We start from the raw sequence: 20,726 nt of genomic DNA, 5'->3' as shown, positions 1-20,726 counted from the left end.
AATACAAGTTTTTATTAGTCTTCGATTAGAAAAACTATTGGTAAGCTATATATTGTAGCAATATTTTTGCCGCTCTGTTTTCCGGGTTTAAATTGAGGTAGAAGTTTCATTACACGCTTCGCTTCTTTTTCTAATGCAGGATGAGTTGACCTTACTTTAATATCTTCAATATATCCTTCCTCATTAATCTTGAATTGGGTTAAAATTCTTTGTTTCCCTTTTAGACTTAAATCTGAAGCTACTTCAATATTAAAATTATCTGTAACTATTTTTGATACGTTTTTAGATAAGTAGTCTTTTTTTTCTAAACGTGTTAAGTTATTAGGAGTATTTATAAACTCAGGTGGATTTTCTATAATCAATAAACCAAATACGATGTCGTCTTCAGAAGGTGAAGGACAATGTGGTATGGCTTCTATTAAGATAGAATCAGTTTCAACGGATTCAATAGGTTTTATTTCAACCTCTTCTATTTCGATTTCACCAACAGTCTCAATCATCATCATACCATCTATAAATGGCTGTTCTGTAATTTGAGGTTTACTGCTCTTTGTAGTTTTTTTTATAATTGAATCTTGATTATATTCTATTTCTATCTCGTCTTTCAAAATTGTATCAATAGAGTTTTGAGTGGTTTCGATAATTTCAATACTATCTATCTTTTTTGTATTGCCTTGGATATCAGAACAAGTAAACAATGTAGTTCCCATCGCAATTAATAAGACTAATAAAAAACAGTTATTAAATGTTCTATACTCTCTAAATATCGCTTCAGGAATTTTTAAGTTTATCGCGTTTAATTGGCTTTGTTTAATATGACCGCAAATGAGTTGATCTTCATTGTTACGAATATAATCTTCAATTTTATTAGTAGTCATTTTTGTAAAATCGACAACGGTCTTTGAGCAAGATTTACAGAATCTACCCTTTTCATTCTCAGTCATTTTAGACCAATCTTCGTGACAAGGTTTAGGAATTGAAATTGAATAATTTCTTTTCATAATTTCTTTCTTTCTATAAAATCATCAAATTTCTTGCCGTTTATTATTGAATCCTTAGTAAATTTTAGAATTCCTTTATGATTACTTATTTTTGATAAAAAGAAAAATTGTAAGTCAAAACCCTTTTTTAAGACTTATATCCTAACCATCACCTAAATGCTATGATTAAATTTTTTACACGCTACGCAGTATTAATAACTTTGATAGCTGCATCATCTTTCGGTTTTAGTCAAAATAGTCTTCAGTCATCACCAAATGGAACGTTGATTATCAATTACATAGAGGATGTAAAAGAAGATTTTAATTTTCAAGAAAAAGATATTGAACAATTAATTGTTAATAATGAAGTCTATGCTGAAAATGATGATATAACGTATGTTTATATAAATCAAGCCTACGAGGGAGTTAAAATTTTTAATGCGATATCTACTATTGCAATTAAGGATGATAGAGTGTTTCATTTTGCGAATAGATTTTTAATAAACACCTCTGATAAAGTAAATATTGCAAATCCTTCGGTAACACCAGATTCTGCAATTATCAGTATATCAAATCATTTTCAATTAGGGACTCCACAAAATTTAGAGGAATTAGAGAGAACAGGTAATTCATTTATGTTTTCAAATGGTTCAATTTCGAGGCGAGATATATCAGTCGAACTTGTTTATGTAAATATCGAAAACGAATTAAAATTAGCTTGGAATGTCTTAATTTTCGCAGATGATAATACACATTGGTATAGTGCAAGGGTAGATGCTACTACTAGTAATATAATTGAATTTAATAATTTGGTTGTGAGCTGCGCTTTTGAAAGAGAGCATACTCACAATAACGTTGCAGAGCCGATTGATTTTTATAAAAGTACTAATGCACCAGCTTCTATTTTAGTTGATGGTTCTAGCTATAATGTATTTGCACTACCAACAGAGAGCCCAATTCATGGTGGTAGAGAAATAGTAACAAATCCAGCAAGTGTATTAGCATCTCCTTTTGGTTGGCATGATGTAGATGGTATCGTTGGGGCAGAATTTACAACAACTAGAGGAAATAATGTTTTAGCTGTTGAAGATAGAGATGGTAATAACTCTGGTGGATTTTCTCCAGAAGGAACTTCGGCTTTAAATTTTAATTTTCCACTGAATACAGATCAACCTCAAGAAGGGTATCAATCCGCATCGATTACCAATTTATTTTATGTCAATAATATGATGCACGATATTTGGTACAATCAAGGATTTGATGAAAGATCAGGTAACTTTCAGGCAAAAAATTATTCACCGGCAGGTTTAGGTAATGACTTTGTATTTGCAGATGCTCAGGATGGCAGCGGATTAAATAACGCTACTTTTGGGACTCCGCCAGATGGTCAGAGTCCAGGTATGACAATGTTTATGTGGTCACCACCAGGCCCTTTAAATGCGCCACTCACAATTAATATTGGTTCTATTTCTGGTGAGTATGATGGTACCGAAGGAGGATTTGGTAGTTCTATACCAAATACGCCAATAACAGCTAATTTAATTTTAACTAATGATGATACAACGCCAGATCCTAATGATGCCTGCGAATCTTTATCTAATCTAACGCAGATAAATGGGAACATTGCAGTGATTAGAAGAGGGAATTGTGAATTTGGATTAAAAGTATTAGCGGCTGAAAATGCAGGTGCATTGGCAGCTATTGTGGTTAATAATGAGCCTGGTGCAACAATAGTAATGGGTGGAGGTGTATTTGGTGACCAAGTAACTATACCTTCTATTATGGTGAGCCAAGCAGATGGTGAAGCTATAATTACAGCATTAACTAATGGTGAAACTTTAGGCGCGACATTAGTTAACAATGGCCCATATTTAATCGATGGCGATTTTGATAATGGGATAATAGCTCATGAATATGGACACGGTATTTCTAATAGATTAACAGGTGGGGCATCTGCAGCTAATTGCCTTTTTAATGCAGAGCAAATGGGTGAAGGTTGGTCAGATTGGTTCGGGTTAATGGTAACTATGAAAGCAAGTGATGTTGAAGATGATGCTAGAGGTATTGGAACTTTTGCTGTAAGTCAAGCAACAACTGGTCCTGGAATTAGGCCAAGACGCTACAGTCCAAATTTTGCCGTGAATGAACTTACATATGATGTTACAAATAATTTAAGCTTAAGTCAACCACATGGTATTGGTTTTATGTGGGCTACAATGTTATGGGATTTGACATGGGCTTATATTGATAAGTATGGCTTTGATCCCGATTTGTATAATGGTGATGGAGGAAATAATAAAATAATGAAGTTAGTTATTAGAGGATTAAAATTACAACCATGTAGTCCTGGCTTTATAGATGGCAGAGATGCTTTACTTGCAGCTGATATGGCAACTACTGGTGGAGTAGATCAATGTATTATTTGGGACGTTTTTGCTAGACGTGGCTTAGGGTTTGCGGCTTCACAAGGACTGTCAACATCACGTGAAGATCAAGTAGAAGATTTTTCAACACCACCAAGTAATGATGCTTCCTTGGCTAATTGTTCTAGTTTTCTAAATGTAGAAGAATTCAAAAATGAATCATTGAGTGTTTATCCGAATCCTACGCAAACGCAACTATCAATTTCGACAGATAAGAGTTTAGGTAATGTTTTTATATCGTTAATTGATATAAATGGTAGAGTCGTTTTAAAATTGGAGCATAATTTATTAGACACAGTTAAAATAAATACATCGCAGTTACAAACAGGATTATATATATTAAACATTAAAGGAGATAATTTTAACTATAACGAGAAAGTTATAAAGAACTAATTGATAGTTTACTTTATACTTATAAATTTATGATAAACCCTTTTGATGATACCTATTTTATGAAAAAAGCACTTCAGGAAGCTGAAGCTGCTTTTGAGAAAGGTGAAATCCCGGTTGGTGCAGTAATAGTTGTAGAGGATAGAATTATTGCGAGAACTCATAACCTCACCGAGCTGTTAAATGATGTAACTGCTCATGCAGAAATGCAAGCTATTACGTCTGCTGCTAATTTTTTAGGGGGAAAATATCTAACGAAATGCACAATTTATGTAACTCTAGAGCCTTGCCAAATGTGCGCTGGAGCTTTGTATTGGAGTCAAATTTCTAAAATAGTTTATGCAGCTTCAGACGAGCAACGTGGATTTAATACTTTAGGAACGAAACTTCATCCTAAAACAAAAGTGATAAGTGGAGTTCTTGCCGATGAAGCTTCAGAATTAATGAAACGTTTTTTTATTCAAAAGCGAAACTTAAATTAAAATTTAATGAATAAGGTTTTACTACTACTAATTGCAATACTTGCTATAAATTGTAAGACTAGCGAAAAGCATTTAAAAATGGAAAATGAAGAACCGCTTTTAATATCGAAAGGCAATCTCTTTGGCGCTGGGGCAGAGGATATAAAAAAACAGAATTTAATTATTCTAAATCAAAATGATTGGAACGCTTTATTAACTAAAATGAATTCAATCAATAAGGTTACTGATGATTTTACAGAAACGGAAATAGACTTTAAGATTTATAGAATTATAGCAGTTTTTGATGAGTTAAAAACGACTGGTGGTCACAGTATTGAATTAGACTTCAAAACTAATTCCCAAAATGTTCTTGTAAAAGTAAACTATAAATCACCTAATGGAATGGCTGTTTCCGCTATGACTCAACCTTATTATATTGCTAAAATTCCTAATAATAATTTACCTATACAATTCAATTAGGTACAAAAAAAACGCCCAACCTTTAGTTGAGCGTTGAAACTTTTAAGATATATACTTACAGTACCTGCACATTTGCAGCTACCATTCCTTTTCTTCCTTCTTCTTCATCGTACTCTACATTATCACCTTCGCGTAATTCTACGCCATTAAGGTTTGATACGTGTACAAAGATGTCTTTTCCTGTTTCTTCGTTGGTAATGAATCCAAATCCTTTTGAATCATTAAAAAATTTAACTGTTCCAGTCATTATAAATATAAATAAAAATTAAAGTGCAAAGATACTATATAAATTAATGTTAATGTTAATAAATTGTTTTATTTTAAAATATTGAAAGTTAATGAGTTAAAATAAATTTATCAGATTTTGTGAAAAACACTGTTAATAAAGGGCTTAATAAGAAACTTACGAGTGGTTGATTCTAAAATTAAATCTTGTTTCTTTTTTGGTTTTCCCTCATTTTATCAAGATTTTCTTTGGTTAGCATATAGTCTTTAGGGTCTTTTCCTTTCCATCGATAATATGAAAACAGTGGGAAAACAACTAAAAATAAACCAACCACGCCAAATCCGATAAGCTTTTGAGAGTACTCTACAGTTAGAGTTAGTCCACAGATAATACTTATTATCGAAGCTATAAATGCAATTAGAGTTATAAGGTGTATAGGTTTCATTTTTTTATTTTTCTAAAAATTAACTTTAAAATCGTTAAGATGTAAAATTAATTAATTCGCGACGATATGCGGTTAATAGTTTTGATTTTGAGACAAATCCATAATACTTATTATCTTTTATTACAGGTAAATTCCAAGCTTTAGATGATTGAAATTTTCTCATAACATCTTGCATTGTGTCTTTTTTATAAATTATGTAAGATGGTGCTTGACGCATAAATGTTTCAACACTGGTTGACTTATAAAGTGTTTGATCAAACATTACAGTTCTAATATCATCTAGTAATATTATACCAACAAAAGTTCCATCTCGATCTGTAACAGGGAATAAATTCCTATTAGATTTAGAAACACCATTTTTAAGCATATCTCCAAGGGACATTTCAGGATGTAATTGAACAAAATCTTGTTCAATAACAGTATCTAGTTTCATTAAGGTTAAAATATTTTTGTCTTTATCTTGAGTAAGAAGCGCCCCTTTCTCAAGCAGTTCTTTAGTGTAAATTGTGTGATCTAATCCATTTTTATTGATAATAAAAGACATTGAAGCTGTAATCATTAGTGGTACAAACAGCTCATAACCACCAGTTATTTCAGCAATTAAAAAAATGGCTGTTAATGGAGCATGAAGAACACCTGCAATTAAACCAGCCATTCCAATTAAGGTAAAATTGGCTTCGGATACTGAAAACCCTAAACCGCAATTATTAATCACTTTAGCAACTACATTACCTAATGCGCTGCCCATTACTAAAGTCGGAATTATAATTCCACCTGAACCACCAGCAGCAAAAGTTGTAGTCATTGCAATGGCTTTAAACAATGTTATTCCAAAGAGTAAACCTATAACGATCCAAATATTATCTAAATGCGCATCAAAAGGGGTATTACCCAAGGCTTTAATATCATTGCCAGTCATTAAATCATTTATAAAACTAAAACCTTCACCATAAAGAGGTGGAATAAAAAAAAGCATTATTCCTATAGCTAAACCACCAATAATTAACTTTTGTCGTGCTGATTTAAAGCGATTAAAGAATGCTGTAATACCAAAGTATATTTTAGAAAAATATATTGATGCAACGCCAGTCCCTGTGCCCAATAACAGATAAAATAACGTATCTTTTATGGCGAATTTGTCAGTGACATTAAAATCGAATAGAACACTATCACCTAAGAAAAAATAAGACGTAATCACGGAAGAAACCGATGCTATTAACAATGGTAATAAGGCTGCGAAAGTTAAATCTAAACTAAAGATTTCAACAGCAAAAATAACGGCAGCAATTGGAGATTTAAAGATTGAAGCAATTGCGCCAGCTGCAGCACAGGCTATTAAAAGACTGCGTGTCTTTTTATCAATGTGAAGTAGCCGACTTAGATTTGAGCTTAATGCTGAGGCAGAAAGTATTGCTGGTCCTAATAACCCAACAGAACCTCCAAAGCCTACTGTTAATGGAGCTGTAATTAATGGTAAATAAATGTTCTTTTTATCAATCAAACCATTTCGTTTTGACAACGAATATAATATGGATGGAATGGCGTGACTAATTGGTTTTTTAGAAACATATTTTACAAATAAATAAACAAGCAATAAACCAACGATTGGTAGAATAAAATAGATACTATTTTTAGATAGTACAATACCTCTTTCCAGTATTACTTGTATGGTAAAAGTTATGTTTTTAATGGTAACAGAAACGATTCCGGCTAATAATCCAATTATTAGACTCAATAAAAACACAAAATTCTTTTCAGAAATATGTTTATACCTCCAAATAAGTAAGCGTTTAAAAAATCTAGATTTAGCTCGCATTCCTTAAAGCTAACAAAAAATCCTACAAGAAGCAGGATTTCAGAATTTAAGAATTTAAATCTAGTTTTAAACTCAACTCTTTAAGTTGTTCATCATCAATAGGTGCAGGTGCGTCAATCATAACATCACGACCTGAGTTATTTTTTGGGAAGGCTATGAAATCTCTAATAGTTTCTTGGCCTCCCAAAATTGCAACTAATCTATCTAGACCAAAAGCTAAACCTCCATGCGGTGGTGCTCCATACTCAAAAGCATCCATTAGGAAACCAAATTGTGCTTTAGCATCCTCATCAGAAAATCCGAGGTGTTTCAACATAATCGCTTGAGTTGCTTTATCGTGAATACGTATTGATCCTCCACCAATTTCGTTTCCATTTAAAACTAAATCGTAAGCATTGGCTTTAACTTCACCTGGTTTTGTGTCTAATAATTCTATTTGTCCAGGTTTTGGAGATGTGAATGGGTGATGCATCGCATGATAATGACCCGTTTCTTCATCTAACTCTAATAATGGGAAATCTACAACCCACAATGGTGCAAATACTTTAGGATCTCTAAGACCTAAACGTTCTGCTAGTTCCATACGCAAAGCACTTAATTGTGCTCTTACTTTGTTAGTGTCACCGGATAATACACAAACTAAATCACCAGCCTTTGCGCCAGTCACTTCGGCCCATTTTGCTAAATCCTCTTGATCGTAAAATTTATCTACAGAAGATTTGAAGCTTCCGTCGTCATTACAACGAGAATAGATCATACCTAAAGCACCAACTTGTGGACGTTTTATCCAATCAATTAGTTTATCAATTTCTTTTCTTGTATACGAGTTACCTCCTGGTACTGCAATACCTACTACTAATTCTGCATTGTTAAATATTCCGAAATCTTTGTGTTGTGCTACTTCGTTAAGCTCACCGAATTCCATACCAAAGCGAATATCTGGTTTATCATTTCCATACAAACGCATTGCATCGTCATAGAGCATTCTTGGGAATTTTTCAACTTCAACACCATTAACTTCTTTTAATAAATGACGTGTAAGACCTTCAAAGACATTTAGAATATCTTCTTGCTCTACAAATGCCATTTCACAATCTATCTGTGTGAATTCGGGTTGTCTATCTGCACGTAAATCTTCATCTCTAAAGCACTTTACAATCTGAAAGTATTTATCCATACCACCAACCATGAGCAATTGCTTAAAGGTTTGTGGAGATTGAGGAAGTGCATAAAATTCTCCTTCATTCATACGAGAAGGTACCACAAAATCTCTAGCGCCTTCTGGTGTAGATTTAATTAAATATGGTGTTTCTACTTCTATAAAACCATCTCCAGAAAGATAGTTTCTAACTTCTTGAGTTACTTTAGCTCTAAAGATTAAACTTTCTTTTACAGGATTACGACGAATATCTAAGTAGCGAAATTTCATACGAAGATCATCACCACCATCAGTTTTATCTTCAATAGTAAAAGGTGGTACTAAAGAGGCATTTAAAATATTTAGTTCTGAAACTAAAACTTCAATATCTCCTGTGGGAATATTAGGATTTTTAGAAGCACGCTCAATTACAATTCCTTTAACCTGAATCACAAATTCACGACCTAATTTAGATGCTCGATCCATTAAGGTTTTGGCGGAACGTTCTTCATCGAAGTAGAGTTGCGTGATGCCATAACGATCTCTTAAGTCTACATAAATCATAAATCCTTTATCCCTTATCCCTTGCACCCAACCAGAAAGCGTGACTTCTGTATTGTTATGAGTGGCTCTTAATTCACCACAGCTATGACTTCTATACATAATGAAAATTTAATCGTGCAAATTTAATCAACTTATAGTATAAACACATAAAAAGCCTCAACAATTGTTGAGGCTTTTCTCGCTATTAATCAAACCTTTTATGTTTTCAAAGGCTTTTACTTTATTATAAAACAAGTGATTTTTAAATTGCGCTTTCGTCCAAGCGCTTATCCATATTAAATACTTCTTGGGTAACCAATTCCTCAGAATCAGATATTTTAGATTTGTTAAACCACATTTTTAGTCTCATACTTAGAAAGAATAATATAGGTACAACTATTAATGTTAAGAATGTTGCTATAAGTAATCCGTAAATAACAGTCCATGCTAGAGGTCCCCAAAACACAACATTGTCGCCACCCATGTATATATTAGGATTAAATTCTGAAAATAGTGTAAAGAAATTAATGTTTAAACCAATTGCTAAAGGAATCAATCCAAGTATGGTCGTTATTGCTGTTAATAATACAGGCCTTAAACGTGCTTTACCAGCCATTACGATACTATCAAACAAATCTTCTTTAGAAAGGTAATCTTCTTTTTCTAGACCTAAGTCATTCTTTTTTCTATCGATTAATAACTGCGCGTAATCTAAAAGTACAACTCCATTATTTACAACGATACCGGCTAATGATATAATCCCAACCATAGTCATCATAATTACAAAAGCGCTTCCTGTAATTACAATACCGCCAAATACACCAATTAAACTTAAAAATATAGCCAACATTATAATGGTTGGTTTGGATACTGAGTTAAACTGGAATATAAGAATAAAGAAAATCAGTCCTAACCCTGTAAAAAAGGCTCCCATTAAAAAAGCCATTTGCTTATTTTGCTCTTCAATCTGTCCAGTGTAATCAATTTTAATATCTGCAGGTAAACCTTCGTAACTTTTCATTTCATTCTGAATTTGAGTTACAATGGCACCAGCATCTGTATAACCTGGTGCTAGTGCAGAATAAACAGTTACAACACGTTTAGAATCTTTGTGCTTTATTGCACTAAAACCAGAATTATTTTTCTGTTTTGCAACGGCAGATAAAGGGATTTCTTTTATCTGACCAGTGTTATCTCTAAAGGTTATATTTTGATTGAATAAAGCACTTGTGTTATACCTAAGATTCTCATTAAATCTTACGTAGATATCGTAATCATCACCATCTTGTTTATATATACCTGCTTTTGAACCAAAGATAGAATTACGTAGTTGGTCACCGATTTGTTTTGCACTGATACCTAACTCCCCAGATTTCTCCCTATCAATCTCAACTTGCATTGTAGGTTTATCTTTGTTTACATCAATTTTAAGCTCGTCAATTCCAGGAATATTTCTACCATTAATAAACTCGCGCATTTGTTCTGCTGTAGCAATTAAATCATTGTAGTCGTTACCTTCAATTTCAATATTAATAGGTGCACCAGCTGGTGGTCCATTAGCATCCTTTTCAACTGAGATTAAAACACCTGGATAGATACCAACCAATGCTTCTTGTACTTTTTGTCTTAGTAGTTCGCTATCTTCACCACGACGATATTTATACTCTCGCATTGAAGCTGTGATTTTAGCTTTATGGGGCATTCCAGCAGAAGAGCCACCATCTGTTTGAGGATTTCCAGCACCTTCACCCACTTGAGATACTGCACTTTCTACTAGGAAATTTCTACCATCTTCTATGAATTGACTTTCATTAACTACATCATAAACTCTAGATTCGATTTGCTTAGTGATGGCGTTTGTTTTTTCTATAGCTGTACCTTCAGGATATTCAATGTAGACTATAATTTGGTTAGGCTTATTATCTGGAAAAAATTCCACCTTTGTGCGCTGTGTTGCCAACGAACCACCAAATGCCATAAAGGATGCAATTAATAATAAAAATGTACCGATACTCAAAATGTAAGGACGCTTTTTAGATAAGGCTCCACTCAACATACGTTCGTACCAATTTTCTAATTTTACTAATGATTTGGTTTGAAAATTATTAGCCCATTTTCTTAAGAAGAAACGATAAGCCCAAAGCATAAGAGCTGTAAAAATCATAACAGTCCCTAGACCGCGATAAGTGCCACCAAAAATTAAGATAAGAATTCCAATACCAGCGACAATACTGGTAGTTTTTATAATTTGATTAAGAGGCATTTCTTTATCGTCAATTTTCATGAATTGAGATACTAAAACTGAATTAAAGAATATGGCAACAAACAATGACGATCCTAATACTGTTGCTAATGTGATAGGTAATATCTTCATAAATTCACCCATAATACCTGGCCATAATGCTAATGGTACAAATGCTGCTACTGTAGTCGCGGTAGAAATAATTATAGGGAAGGCGATTTCACCAATACCCTTTTTTGCGGCTTCAATTCTGCTCATGCCTTCTTTCTCCATCAAACGGTAAACATTCTCTACCACCACAATTCCATTATCTACTAACATACCAAGCCCCATAATTAGTCCAAAAAGAACCATTGTATTAAGACTATAGCCAATAATATTTAAAATCATTAAAGACATAAACATGGACATAGGTATAGCGAAACCTACAAATAGGGCATTTTTAAATCCTAGGAAGAACATTAATACAGTAACTACTAGAATAACTCCGAAAATGATATTATTAACTAAATCATCGACCTGTCCAATAGTTTTTTCTGATTGATCATTCGTAATTGTTACTTCTAAATCTTTAGGGAAAATATTCTCATTTGCGTTTTTTACAATGACCTGAATTTGTTCGGCTGCCGCAACCATATTTTTGCCAGCACGTTTTTTAACATCTAGCATTACAACAGGGTTACCAGATTTTCTAGCAAACGTCGTTTTGTCTTCTTCTTTAAAATCTATTGTTGCGACATCTTTAAGGTAAATAGCATTTCCTTTTTCCGCTTTAACGACAAAATTTTCTAATTCAGAAGGGTTGTCAATTTCTCCAATAATTCTTATCGTACGACGTTGGCCACTGGCTTTTAAATTCCCTGCAGATTGAGTTACGTTTCCATTTGCAATAGCGCCAAGAATATCATTAAAGGTTACTTTTGCAGCCATCATTTTATAAATATCTACAGCAACTTCAACCTCTTTTTCTTGTGCTCCTCGTATGTCAGCTTTTTTAATTTCAGGAAGATCTTCAATTTCATCTTGAAGGTATTCTGCATAATCTTTTAATTTTTCAATAGGATAGTCACCAGAAATATTAATATTTAAGATAGGCATCTCTTCAGATAAACTCAATTCAAATACATCTGGTTCTACTTTAGCACCATTAAATGTTGGCCAATCTTCACCAGCTGTTTCAGAATCAATCTCGTCTTTTACCTTTTGCTTTGCTTTATCTACAGAAATATTTTCATCAAATTCTACGATCAGCATTGCGTAATCTTCTTGAGAGGTAGATGTGATTTCTACAACATTACTTACTGTTTTTAGTTTATCCTCAAGTGGATCTGTTATTAACTTTTCGATATCCTCAGCAGTATTACCAGGGTATACCGTACTCACATAAATTTTAGTCTCATTAACCTCAGGAAAGTTTTCTCTTGGCATACTAAAAAAGGCTGTAATTCCTAGATAGAAAAAGACAGCAATGAGCACATACATTGTTGTTTTGTTGTTTATAGCCCAAGACGATAGACCAAACTCCTTATCGATACTTTTTTTCTTCTTGCTATCCATTGTCTTCTTCTTTATAATTTATAACTTCTACAGATTGACCATCTCTAACGCTTCTGGCTCCTTCCTTTATAATTTCAGCACCATCTACCAAACCTTTTAAAATCTCAATATTGTCTCCTTGAGTTCTGCCTGTTTTTACAATAACGCGTTTTGCAGTACCGATGCCGTCATTACCTTTGTTATTAACTACATATACATATTGTTCTCCATTTGCATTTTCAGATAAAACACTTTGCGGAATTAAAATTGCATTGTTATTTGTGTAGTCATTAATCTTTAATCGGGCAGTTAGATTTGGTTTAATCGTTTTGTCTTTATTAGGTACTTCAATTTCAACCTTAAATGTTCGATTAGCTGGATTTATAAAATCACTTGCTTGTCGAATTTCTGTTTCTATTGTTTTACCTAAAACGGGTATACTTACTTCTACATTTTTACCAGCAATAACATTAGAAACATAGCTCTCTGGCACTTCAGTTTCTATATACATTTCATTAAGGTTAACAATTCTCATTAATGCAGTTTGACCTGCACCTACAACACTACCTTTTTCGGTAATAACATCATCTATAGTGCCAGAAAACGGTGCTCTTACAACTGTTTTTGCAATTTGTTGCTGTAGTCGATTTACAGCTTCTTTTTGAGATTCGTAAGTTGATTTTGCTTGTAGATATTGTATTTCACTACCTATACTTTGATCCCAAAGTCGTTTTTGGCGCTCAAAAGTAGTCTTTGCTAAATCGGTTTGAATTTTTAATTGGGCCACTTGCTGACTCAAACCACCATCATCAATACGGGCAAGAGTCTGTCCTTTGCTTACTTTTTGACCTTCTTTAACATAGACATTGGTTAAAATACCATTGAATTCTGGTGTAATAGTTAAAAGGTTTTTTGTTGTTACATTTCCTTGAAGCTCTAAGACGTGATTAAAAATTTCAGGTTTTGTTTTAAATGTTGTTATTAGAGGTATATTCTTAGTTGTATCTAATTTTTTTATCTTTTCGTCTAAGCGTTTTATTTGGTCGTTAAGAGCTTGCTGCTCATTAACTAATGCACCTCTTTTTTCTCTTATAGTTTTAAGATCACCATTTTCTAGAATATTTTCGACTGAGTTTTTTTTACCTTCTGAGCAAGAAGAAATAATTAAAGTGATTAAGAGTATTTTATATATGTGTTTCATGATTGTGTGATTTAATTATTGGTTGGTGAGTTTAAAACGGTTTCTAATTCAGCTTTAGAATTAATAACATCTAACATAGACTGCAGTAATTCTTGTTGAGCGCTATAAAGTTGGGTTTGTGCTTGTCTCAGATCAAAACTAGAACCTATACCTTCAAAAAATTTAGTTTGGTTTTTGGATTCGATACGTTCTGCTAGTTCTAAATTTTCTTTTTTATTTTCATAATCCTCAATAGCAAATTGATAGTTGCTTTTTGCAGATGCTATTTGAAGTTTAATTCTTTGTTCGGTTTCTAATAAATCCGTTTGCGATTTTTCAAGATCTATTTTTGCACGTTGCGTAGCAGAATTTCTCATTCCAGAACTAAATATAGGAATACTAAGATTAAGACCAAGTAATGAAGACCCAAACCAATCTTGGTTGCTATTGGTAAATGTAAATTCATCGCTAAAAGCTGAGTAGCCACCATTGATAAATGCGTTTAATGTAGGAAGAGCTTTGCTTTTTTCTAACTTAACTAAAAGTTCTTTTGATTTTGTGTCATTCTGAGCAATTAAATAATCTATTGTATTTCCCGGATTCTCATCCGCTTCTAAAAGAGATAAAGAAATGTTTTGTTCCGTTAAAGTTTCTAATGTATCAGAAAGATTTGTTGTATCATAAATATCTAATCCTAAGGTAATATTTAGCATTTGATAAGCTAAGGTTTCTAAACGCTTCACATTATTTAGATTACTTTTAACGCCTGATAATGTAATCTGAAGTTGTTCTACACTCTCTTCTTCCTCTAAACCGTTTTCATAAATTTTTCTTGTTTCGTAGAGATTTTTTTCAAGCACCTCTATATTTCTCTCAAAAATTGATACACTCTCTTTTGCTAATAATACATTGCCATAGGCATCTATTACAGCTTTTCTAACCTCTAAGTCTGTTTTGATTTTGGCGTTTTCAGAAATTTCTAAAAATACTTTTGCAGATTGAAGACCGACGAGATAAGAGCCATCAAATATTTTTTGATTTAAAGTTGCAAAGGCGTTTACACTTTGTTTTGTCCCAAATACTACCTCTGCAAATTCACCTTGATTACCACCAAAAAACTCAGCGGGAATAACCGACACTTGTTGTTTTAAGAAATTTTGATAATCTACATTGGCGCTCAATTGAGGTAAACCTGATGCTGTGGTTTCCCATTTTTGCTGTTTTGCTGCATCGATATCTCGCGCTGCGTTAATAGCTTGTCTATTATTTTCTAATGCAAAGTCAATGGCCTCTTGCAGGCTAAGACTAGTCGTAGCGTTTTGACCAAAGCCAAAACTAAAGCACATTAGAAAAATGAAAATTGATAGGTTTTTCATTATGTTTTATGATTGATTTTTTGTTATAAATTGATTTAATATTTCTACCCCTTTATTGGTACATATCCCCCTTAAATGGTATTCTAAATAATTTTCTAATAACATATTCATTGAGAATATTTTTAAAGGAAATAAGTCTGTGTCTTTTATTGCTAGCATCGAATTAAAATATATGCGAGTGATAAATTCTACGTTTATTGTTGTTCTATATAATTTTTGATCGATTCCGCGCTTTAAGTTTTCATTTACACATTCGTGCATAACTTCAAATTGTTTTTGCTTTAATGTGGCATATATTTTTGGATAATACTTTTTAAGCTGAAATTGAGGTGAAGATTTCTCATCTTTTAAGTGCTCCATTACAAAACGCTTAATATCAAATAATTCCTCTATCGGATTCTTATTAAGTTGGCAGATACAATCGATTCCATGAGATATCAACTCAAATAAATGCATAGTAGTACCTTCTACTAATTTTGTTTTATTGGGAAAATGCACATAAATGGTTTTCTTAGATATGCCCATTTCGCTAGCAATGTCATCCATTGTTACACTCTTAAACCCAAGATTTAAAAAAAGCTCTGTTGACTTATATATAATTTCCTGTCTCATAATTAGTTTGCAAATTTAATCACGGAAACTTTAAAAACAAAAAAAGTTTCCAAAGTTTTAATAATTTTTTAACATACTTAACATTAGTTTAAAATAGGACGAAAACGTTATTTTTGTAGTATGCAAAACATTGAAGCGTATCAAAAGTCTTTTATCCAATACTTAGAAGATTTTGCAGTAAATAGAGAACCTAAAAATTTATATGAGCCTATAAATTATATTTTAAAGTTGGGCGGGAAGCGGTTGAGACCTGTCCTTACTTTAATGACATGTGAAATCTTTGGCAGCGATGCAATAAAAGCTATGGATGCAAGTCTATCGGTTGAGGTTTTTCACAATTTTTCTTTAGTTCATGATGATATTATGGATGAAGCGCCATTGCGCAGAGGTAAAGCAACAGTTCATAAAAAATGGGATTTAAATACAGGAATTCTCTCAGGCGATGCCATGTTGATTTTGGCTTATCAATTATTTGAGAACTATGATTCTGAAACCTTTCGAGCTTTGGCAAAATTGTTCAGTAAAACTGCATTAGAGGTATGCGAAGGTCAACAATATGATATTGATTTTGAGTCAAGAGATGACGTTGCCATCGACGAATACCTTACTATGATTGAGTATAAAACTGCCGTTTTAGTTGGTGCCGCCATGAAAATGGGTGCAATTGTGGCTAAGGCTTCTGAAAAAGATCAGAGTGCAATTTATGATTTTGGTCGCTACTTAGGTATTGCATTTCAATTACAAGATGATTATTTAGATGCTTTTGGCAATCCTGAAACTTTTGGTAAGCAAGTCGGTGGTGATATTTTAGAAAATAAAAAGACCTATTTGTATTTAAAAACTCTAGAGTTGGGTTCCTCTGAAATTCAATCAAGTTTGGTAAGTTTTATAAACGACAATTCTATTGAGTCTGATAAGAAAGTGGAGTCTGTTAAATTACTTTTTAATAAATCGGGAGCATCAGAAGCCACGAAAAATGCTGTAAAACAGTATACAGATAAAGCATTCAAAGTTTTAGAGCAATTACATATTTCTGATGAGAAGAAACATGTATTAAAACTATTTGGGGAGCAATTAATGACCAGACGAGTATAATGTCGTTACCTCTCAATTTTGAAAGTTTAATAGTTGAGGCAGAGACTTTAAATCTTTATGAGAAGCTAATTATTCAGTTGAATAAAGACCTATTACTCGCTAATATAGACTTGGAATTCGATGTTGAGACGCCTCCAACAAGTTTAAAATTTATGCTTAGAGAAACTGTTTTCAACCTTATTCAAAATAAATTTACTGAGTATTTAAATTTCTTGTATCTCGTTGATGTTTCTGAATTAAAATTAAGCATGTTAAATGAAAATAATACGAATCAATTTTCTGAAGAAGTTACTTTTTTAATCTTACAACGCGAGTGGCAAAAGGTGTGGTACAAAGCAAAATATTCTTAAAACCAAAAGCGAACAAAAGGCATCCATGCTTGGTTCTGTATACTTTTAGTCTCATCATAAAGCACATCATATCGGATTCCAAAAGTTACATTTCCACTGCGATAACCGGCGCCTAAAAATAAGGCAGGATACCAATAACTATCATCAACATTAGCTACAAATTGATCATCAAAATCTCTGATAACATAAAGTTGCTCAAACTCAGTAGATATTTGTAATTGTTGGTAAGGATTAAATAACCCAATAATACTACCTCCTAATACGGTAGATTTAAAAACATCTTTTTGGGAGCTATACTGGAAGTTAAGTCCAACACCTGTTGACACATATGTGTTATGTCTATATAAAGCAGCGGGAGCAAGTGCACCACTAAAAAACCCATCACCAAAATTTAAGCCAACACCACCTCCAAATTGCACCCTATTCCAAAAGCTATTATTTGTGTCTTGTGAAAATACAGAGAGTGCAAAAAAACTAACGAAACCGAGAGTTATTATCATTTTTTTAAAACAAAATGTCATTAAATTTATCATCTTAATAATTCTTAATTTTCTAATTGTTATAAATATAACAAAACTGTTACTATATCTCGCAAAAGTTGTATTTTTGAATAAATTTTGTTGAAACGCCAACGTCTCATAAAAAATAATGGATAAATATTCCTTTCTCAACGCAGCACATACAGCATATTTTGCTGATTTATACGATCAATACTTAAAAAATCCGGATTCTGTAGAGCCAAGTTGGCGTGCCTTTTTTCAAGGTTACGATTTTGGTTCTGAAAACTACGGAATGGATGGCGAAATTATTGATGGTGTTTCGAGTCAAATTCCCGAGCAATTAGAAAAAGAATTCCGTGTTCTCAATCTTATAGATGGTTATAGAAGCAGAGGACATTTATTTACAAAAACAAATCCTGTAAGAGCTAGGAGAAAGTATGCGCCAACTTTAGAAATAGAGAACTTTGGATTATCTCAAAGTGATTTAACCACCAAATTTTCTGCAGGAGAAGTATTAGGGTTAAAGTCTGCTACGCTTCAAAATATAATAGACCATTTAGAACATATTTATTGCGATTCTATTGGTGTTGAGTATATGTATATCCGTAAACCTGAGGAAATTCAATGGATTCAGAATAAATTAAACAGTAATGATAATCATACAATTTTTACTGCCGACGAGAAAAAATATATTCTAAAAAAATTAAATCAGGCTGTCTCTTTTGAATCATTTTTGCACACAAAATATGTTGGTCAAAAACGTTTTTCTTTAGAAGGGAATGAATCTTTAATACCTGCTGTAGATGCTATAATTGAAAGAGCGGCAGATGAAGGAGTCAAGGAATTTGTAATGGGAATGGCTCACAGAGGACGTCTAAGTACCTTGACCAATATTTTTGGTAAATCTGCAAAAGATATTTTTAGTGAGTTTGATGGTAAGGATTATGAAGAAAAAGTGTTCGATGGCGATGTAAAATATCACTTAGGTTGGACAAGTAATCGTGAAACATATAACAATAAAAAAATAAATTTAAATATTGCACCTAATCCTTCTCACTTAGAAACTGTTGGCGCAGTAGTACAAGGTATTACAAGAGCAAAACAAGATAAGGCTGAGATTACAGATGCGTCTCAAGTACTGCCTATAGTAGTTCACGGGGATGCTGCCATAGCCGGCCAAGGTTTAGTCTATGAAATTGTGCAGATGGCACAGTTAGATGGTTATAAAACAAATGGTACAATTCACATTGTTGTAAATAATCAGATTGGCTTTACAACAAATTATTTAGATGGTCGCTCTAGTACTTATTGTACTGATGTTGCTAAGGTAACGTTATCACCAGTGTTACATGTTAATGCAGATGACGCTGAAGCAGTGGTACATGCAGCGCTTTTTGCTTTGCATTTTAGAATGAAATTTAAACGCGATGTGTTTATAGATTTGTTAGGCTATCGAAAATATGGGCATAATGAAGGTGATGAACCTAAGTTTACACAGCCACTATTATATAAGGCTATTTCGAAACAGAAAAATCCTAGAGATATATATGCTCAGCGTTTACTAGATGAAGGGGTAATTGAGGAAGGGTACGTAAAGCATATAGAATCAAAGTATAAGGAGCAATTAGAAGAAAAGCTCGAAGACTCGCGTAAAGAAGATAAAACAGAGATTACTGCATTTATGCAAGAGGAGTGGAAAGGTCTTCCTCGTGCCACTGAAAAGGGAATGATGGAACAGGTAGATACAACGGTTTCAAAAGATGTTCTTAAAAGTATAACGAAAATCATATCTAATTTACCTGCAGATAAAAAATTCATTAGAAAAATACAAAGGCTGATAGAATCGCGCCAAACTATGTTTGATGAAAATCGATTAGATTGGGCAATGGCAGAGCATTTAGCATATGGCTCTCTCTTAACGGAAGGTTTTAATGTTAGAATTTCTGGACAAGATGTTGAGCGTGGTACATTTTCACACAGACATGCTGTAGTCAAGGTAGAGGACAGTGAAGAAGAAATTATTTTACTTAAAAAGTTATCTAAAGATCAAGGACAATTTAATATATATAATTCATTATTATCAGAATATGGCGTAGTAGGATTTGACTACGGTTATGCCATGGCAAGTCCGAATACTTTAACTATTTGGGAAGCTCAATTTGGTGATTTTAGTAATGGAGCTCAAATAATGATTGACCAATATATATCTTCTGGTGAGGATAAGTGGAAAACACAGAACGGACTAGTTATGCTATTACCACATGGTTATGAAGGACAAGGTGCAGAGCACTCTTCTGGTCGTATGGAGCGTTATTTGCAAATGTGTGCCAAAGACAATATGTTTATTGCAGATTGTACAACACCATCAAATATGTTTCATTTGTTGCGTAAACAAATGAAAGCGAATTTTAGAAAACCATTAATTGTGTTTACGCCAAAAAGTTTGTTACGTCATCCAAAAGTAATATCAACCGTAGAGGAATTTACAACCGGAAGTTTTAAAATGTTAATAGATGACGAAACTGCTAAGGTTAACAAAGTAAAAACTCTAGTTTTTGTAACAGGTAAATTTTATTATGATTTACTTGAAGAACAAGAAAATTTAGGGAGGGACGATATAGCACTTGTTAGAGTAGAGCAGCTATTTCCACTTCCTGCAGAAGCTATGCGTGAGGTTATAAAAAAGTATAAAAATGCAGACGATATTGTTTGGGCACAAGAAGAGCCAAGGAATATGGGAGCCTACAGTCATATGCTAATGCATTTAGATGAATCGAGAGGATGGAGGGCAGCAAGTAGAAGACCTTATGGTGCACCTGCAGCCGGTAGTTCTGTACGTTCAAAAATTAGGCATAAAGAAATTATAGATTATGTTTTTGATAAAAGCAAAAACAACCAGAGATAAAAGAATTAATACAACTCAAATTAGAGCT

The 20,726-nt window shown here is 33.0% G+C and carries 16 protein-coding genes; 6 read left to right on the top strand and 10 right to left on the bottom strand.

The features are described 5' to 3' along the window. Positions 1–14: 14 nt before the first annotated feature. A complete protein-coding gene (locus tag ACFWU4_RS00550; RefSeq protein WP_411123810.1) occupies positions 15–1,001 on the bottom strand; it encodes an energy transducer TonB in 987 nt (328 codons plus the stop codon). A 161-nt stretch (positions 1,002–1,162) separates the two neighbouring features. On the opposite strand from ACFWU4_RS00550, the gene ACFWU4_RS00545 reads away from it, so the two are divergent. Genes ACFWU4_RS00545 through ACFWU4_RS00535 form a run of 3 tightly spaced genes read left to right on the top strand, consistent with a single transcriptional unit; the run spans position 1,163 to position 4,734 of the window. Then, positions 1,163–3,796 (top strand): T9SS-dependent M36 family metallopeptidase, encoded by a 2,634-nt coding sequence (locus tag ACFWU4_RS00545; RefSeq protein ID WP_411123808.1) that lies wholly within the window; start codon positions 1,163–1,165, stop codon positions 3,794–3,796. Between the two features lie 29 nt (positions 3,797–3,825). Further along, positions 3,826–4,275 (top strand): nucleoside deaminase, encoded by a 450-nt coding sequence (locus ACFWU4_RS00540; RefSeq protein WP_411123806.1) that lies wholly within the window; start codon positions 3,826–3,828, stop codon positions 4,273–4,275. Positions 4,276–4,281: 6 nt separating this feature from the next. Further along, positions 4,282–4,734 (top strand): hypothetical protein, encoded by a 453-nt coding sequence (locus ACFWU4_RS00535; RefSeq protein ID WP_411123804.1) that lies wholly within the window; start codon positions 4,282–4,284, stop codon positions 4,732–4,734. A gap of 55 nt (positions 4,735–4,789) precedes the next feature. On the opposite strand, the gene ACFWU4_RS00530 is transcribed toward ACFWU4_RS00535, so the two are convergent. The 8 genes from ACFWU4_RS00530 to ACFWU4_RS00495 all read right to left on the bottom strand — a co-directional run bounded on the left by ACFWU4_RS00530 (position 4,790) and on the right by ACFWU4_RS00495 (position 15,848). Then, entirely contained in the window at positions 4,790–4,981 is a 192-nt protein-coding gene (locus tag ACFWU4_RS00530; protein WP_173279522.1) for a cold-shock protein, read from the bottom strand. 178 nt (positions 4,982–5,159) lie between these two features. Next, positions 5,160–5,405 (bottom strand): hypothetical protein, encoded by a 246-nt coding sequence (locus ACFWU4_RS00525; RefSeq protein WP_411123802.1) that lies wholly within the window; start codon positions 5,403–5,405, stop codon positions 5,160–5,162. Positions 5,406–5,439: 34 nt separating this feature from the next. Beyond that, complete coding sequence (locus ACFWU4_RS00520; RefSeq protein WP_411123801.1) at positions 5,440–7,221, bottom strand: chloride channel protein; 1,782 nt, start codon at positions 7,219–7,221, stop codon at positions 5,440–5,442. A gap of 46 nt (positions 7,222–7,267) precedes the next feature. Continuing rightward, a complete protein-coding gene (aspS, locus tag ACFWU4_RS00515) occupies positions 7,268–9,022 on the bottom strand; it encodes an aspartate--tRNA ligase (RefSeq protein WP_411123800.1) in 1,755 nt (584 codons plus the stop codon). 142 nt (positions 9,023–9,164) lie between these two features. Next, a complete protein-coding gene (locus ACFWU4_RS00510) occupies positions 9,165–12,701 on the bottom strand; it encodes an efflux RND transporter permease subunit (protein WP_411123798.1) in 3,537 nt (1,178 codons plus the stop codon). Continuing rightward, positions 12,694–13,881, bottom strand: coding sequence for an efflux RND transporter periplasmic adaptor subunit (locus ACFWU4_RS00505; RefSeq protein WP_411123796.1), 1,188 nt, complete (start codon positions 13,879–13,881; stop codon positions 12,694–12,696). The genes ACFWU4_RS00510 and ACFWU4_RS00505 overlap by 8 nt, the downstream gene beginning before the upstream one ends. 11 nt (positions 13,882–13,892) lie before the next feature. Beyond that, positions 13,893–15,236, bottom strand: coding sequence for a TolC family protein (locus tag ACFWU4_RS00500; RefSeq protein WP_411123794.1), 1,344 nt, complete (start codon positions 15,234–15,236; stop codon positions 13,893–13,895). Positions 15,237–15,242: 6 nt separating this feature from the next. Continuing rightward, a complete protein-coding gene (locus tag ACFWU4_RS00495; protein WP_411123792.1) occupies positions 15,243–15,848 on the bottom strand; it encodes a TetR/AcrR family transcriptional regulator in 606 nt (201 codons plus the stop codon). A 120-nt stretch (positions 15,849–15,968) separates the two neighbouring features. Between ACFWU4_RS00495 and ACFWU4_RS00490 the strand changes: the two genes are divergently transcribed. Then, a complete protein-coding gene (locus ACFWU4_RS00490) occupies positions 15,969–16,943 on the top strand; it encodes a polyprenyl synthetase family protein (RefSeq protein ID WP_411123790.1) in 975 nt (324 codons plus the stop codon). Continuing rightward, complete coding sequence (locus ACFWU4_RS00485) at positions 16,943–17,293, top strand: hypothetical protein (protein WP_411123788.1); 351 nt, start codon at positions 16,943–16,945, stop codon at positions 17,291–17,293. Before ACFWU4_RS00490 ends, ACFWU4_RS00485 begins: the two co-directional genes overlap by 1 nt. Here the strand turns inward: ACFWU4_RS00485 and ACFWU4_RS00480 are convergent. Beyond that, entirely contained in the window at positions 17,290–17,793 is a 504-nt protein-coding gene (locus ACFWU4_RS00480) for an alpha-ketoglutarate decarboxylase (protein WP_411123786.1), read from the bottom strand. The genes ACFWU4_RS00485 and ACFWU4_RS00480 overlap by 4 nt on opposite strands. Before the next feature lie 148 nt (positions 17,794–17,941). Here ACFWU4_RS00480 and ACFWU4_RS00475 point away from each other — a divergent pair, with 148 nt between their 5' ends. After that, entirely contained in the window at positions 17,942–20,698 is a 2,757-nt protein-coding gene (locus tag ACFWU4_RS00475; RefSeq protein ID WP_411123784.1) for a 2-oxoglutarate dehydrogenase E1 component, read from the top strand. Positions 20,699–20,726: the final 28 nt, after the last annotated feature.

Source organism: Winogradskyella sp. PE311, assembly GCF_046545555.1.
In the GTDB taxonomy this organism is placed as follows: Bacteria; Bacteroidota; Bacteroidia; order Flavobacteriales; family Flavobacteriaceae; genus Winogradskyella.
This window is presented reverse-complemented; position numbering and strand designations above follow the sequence as displayed.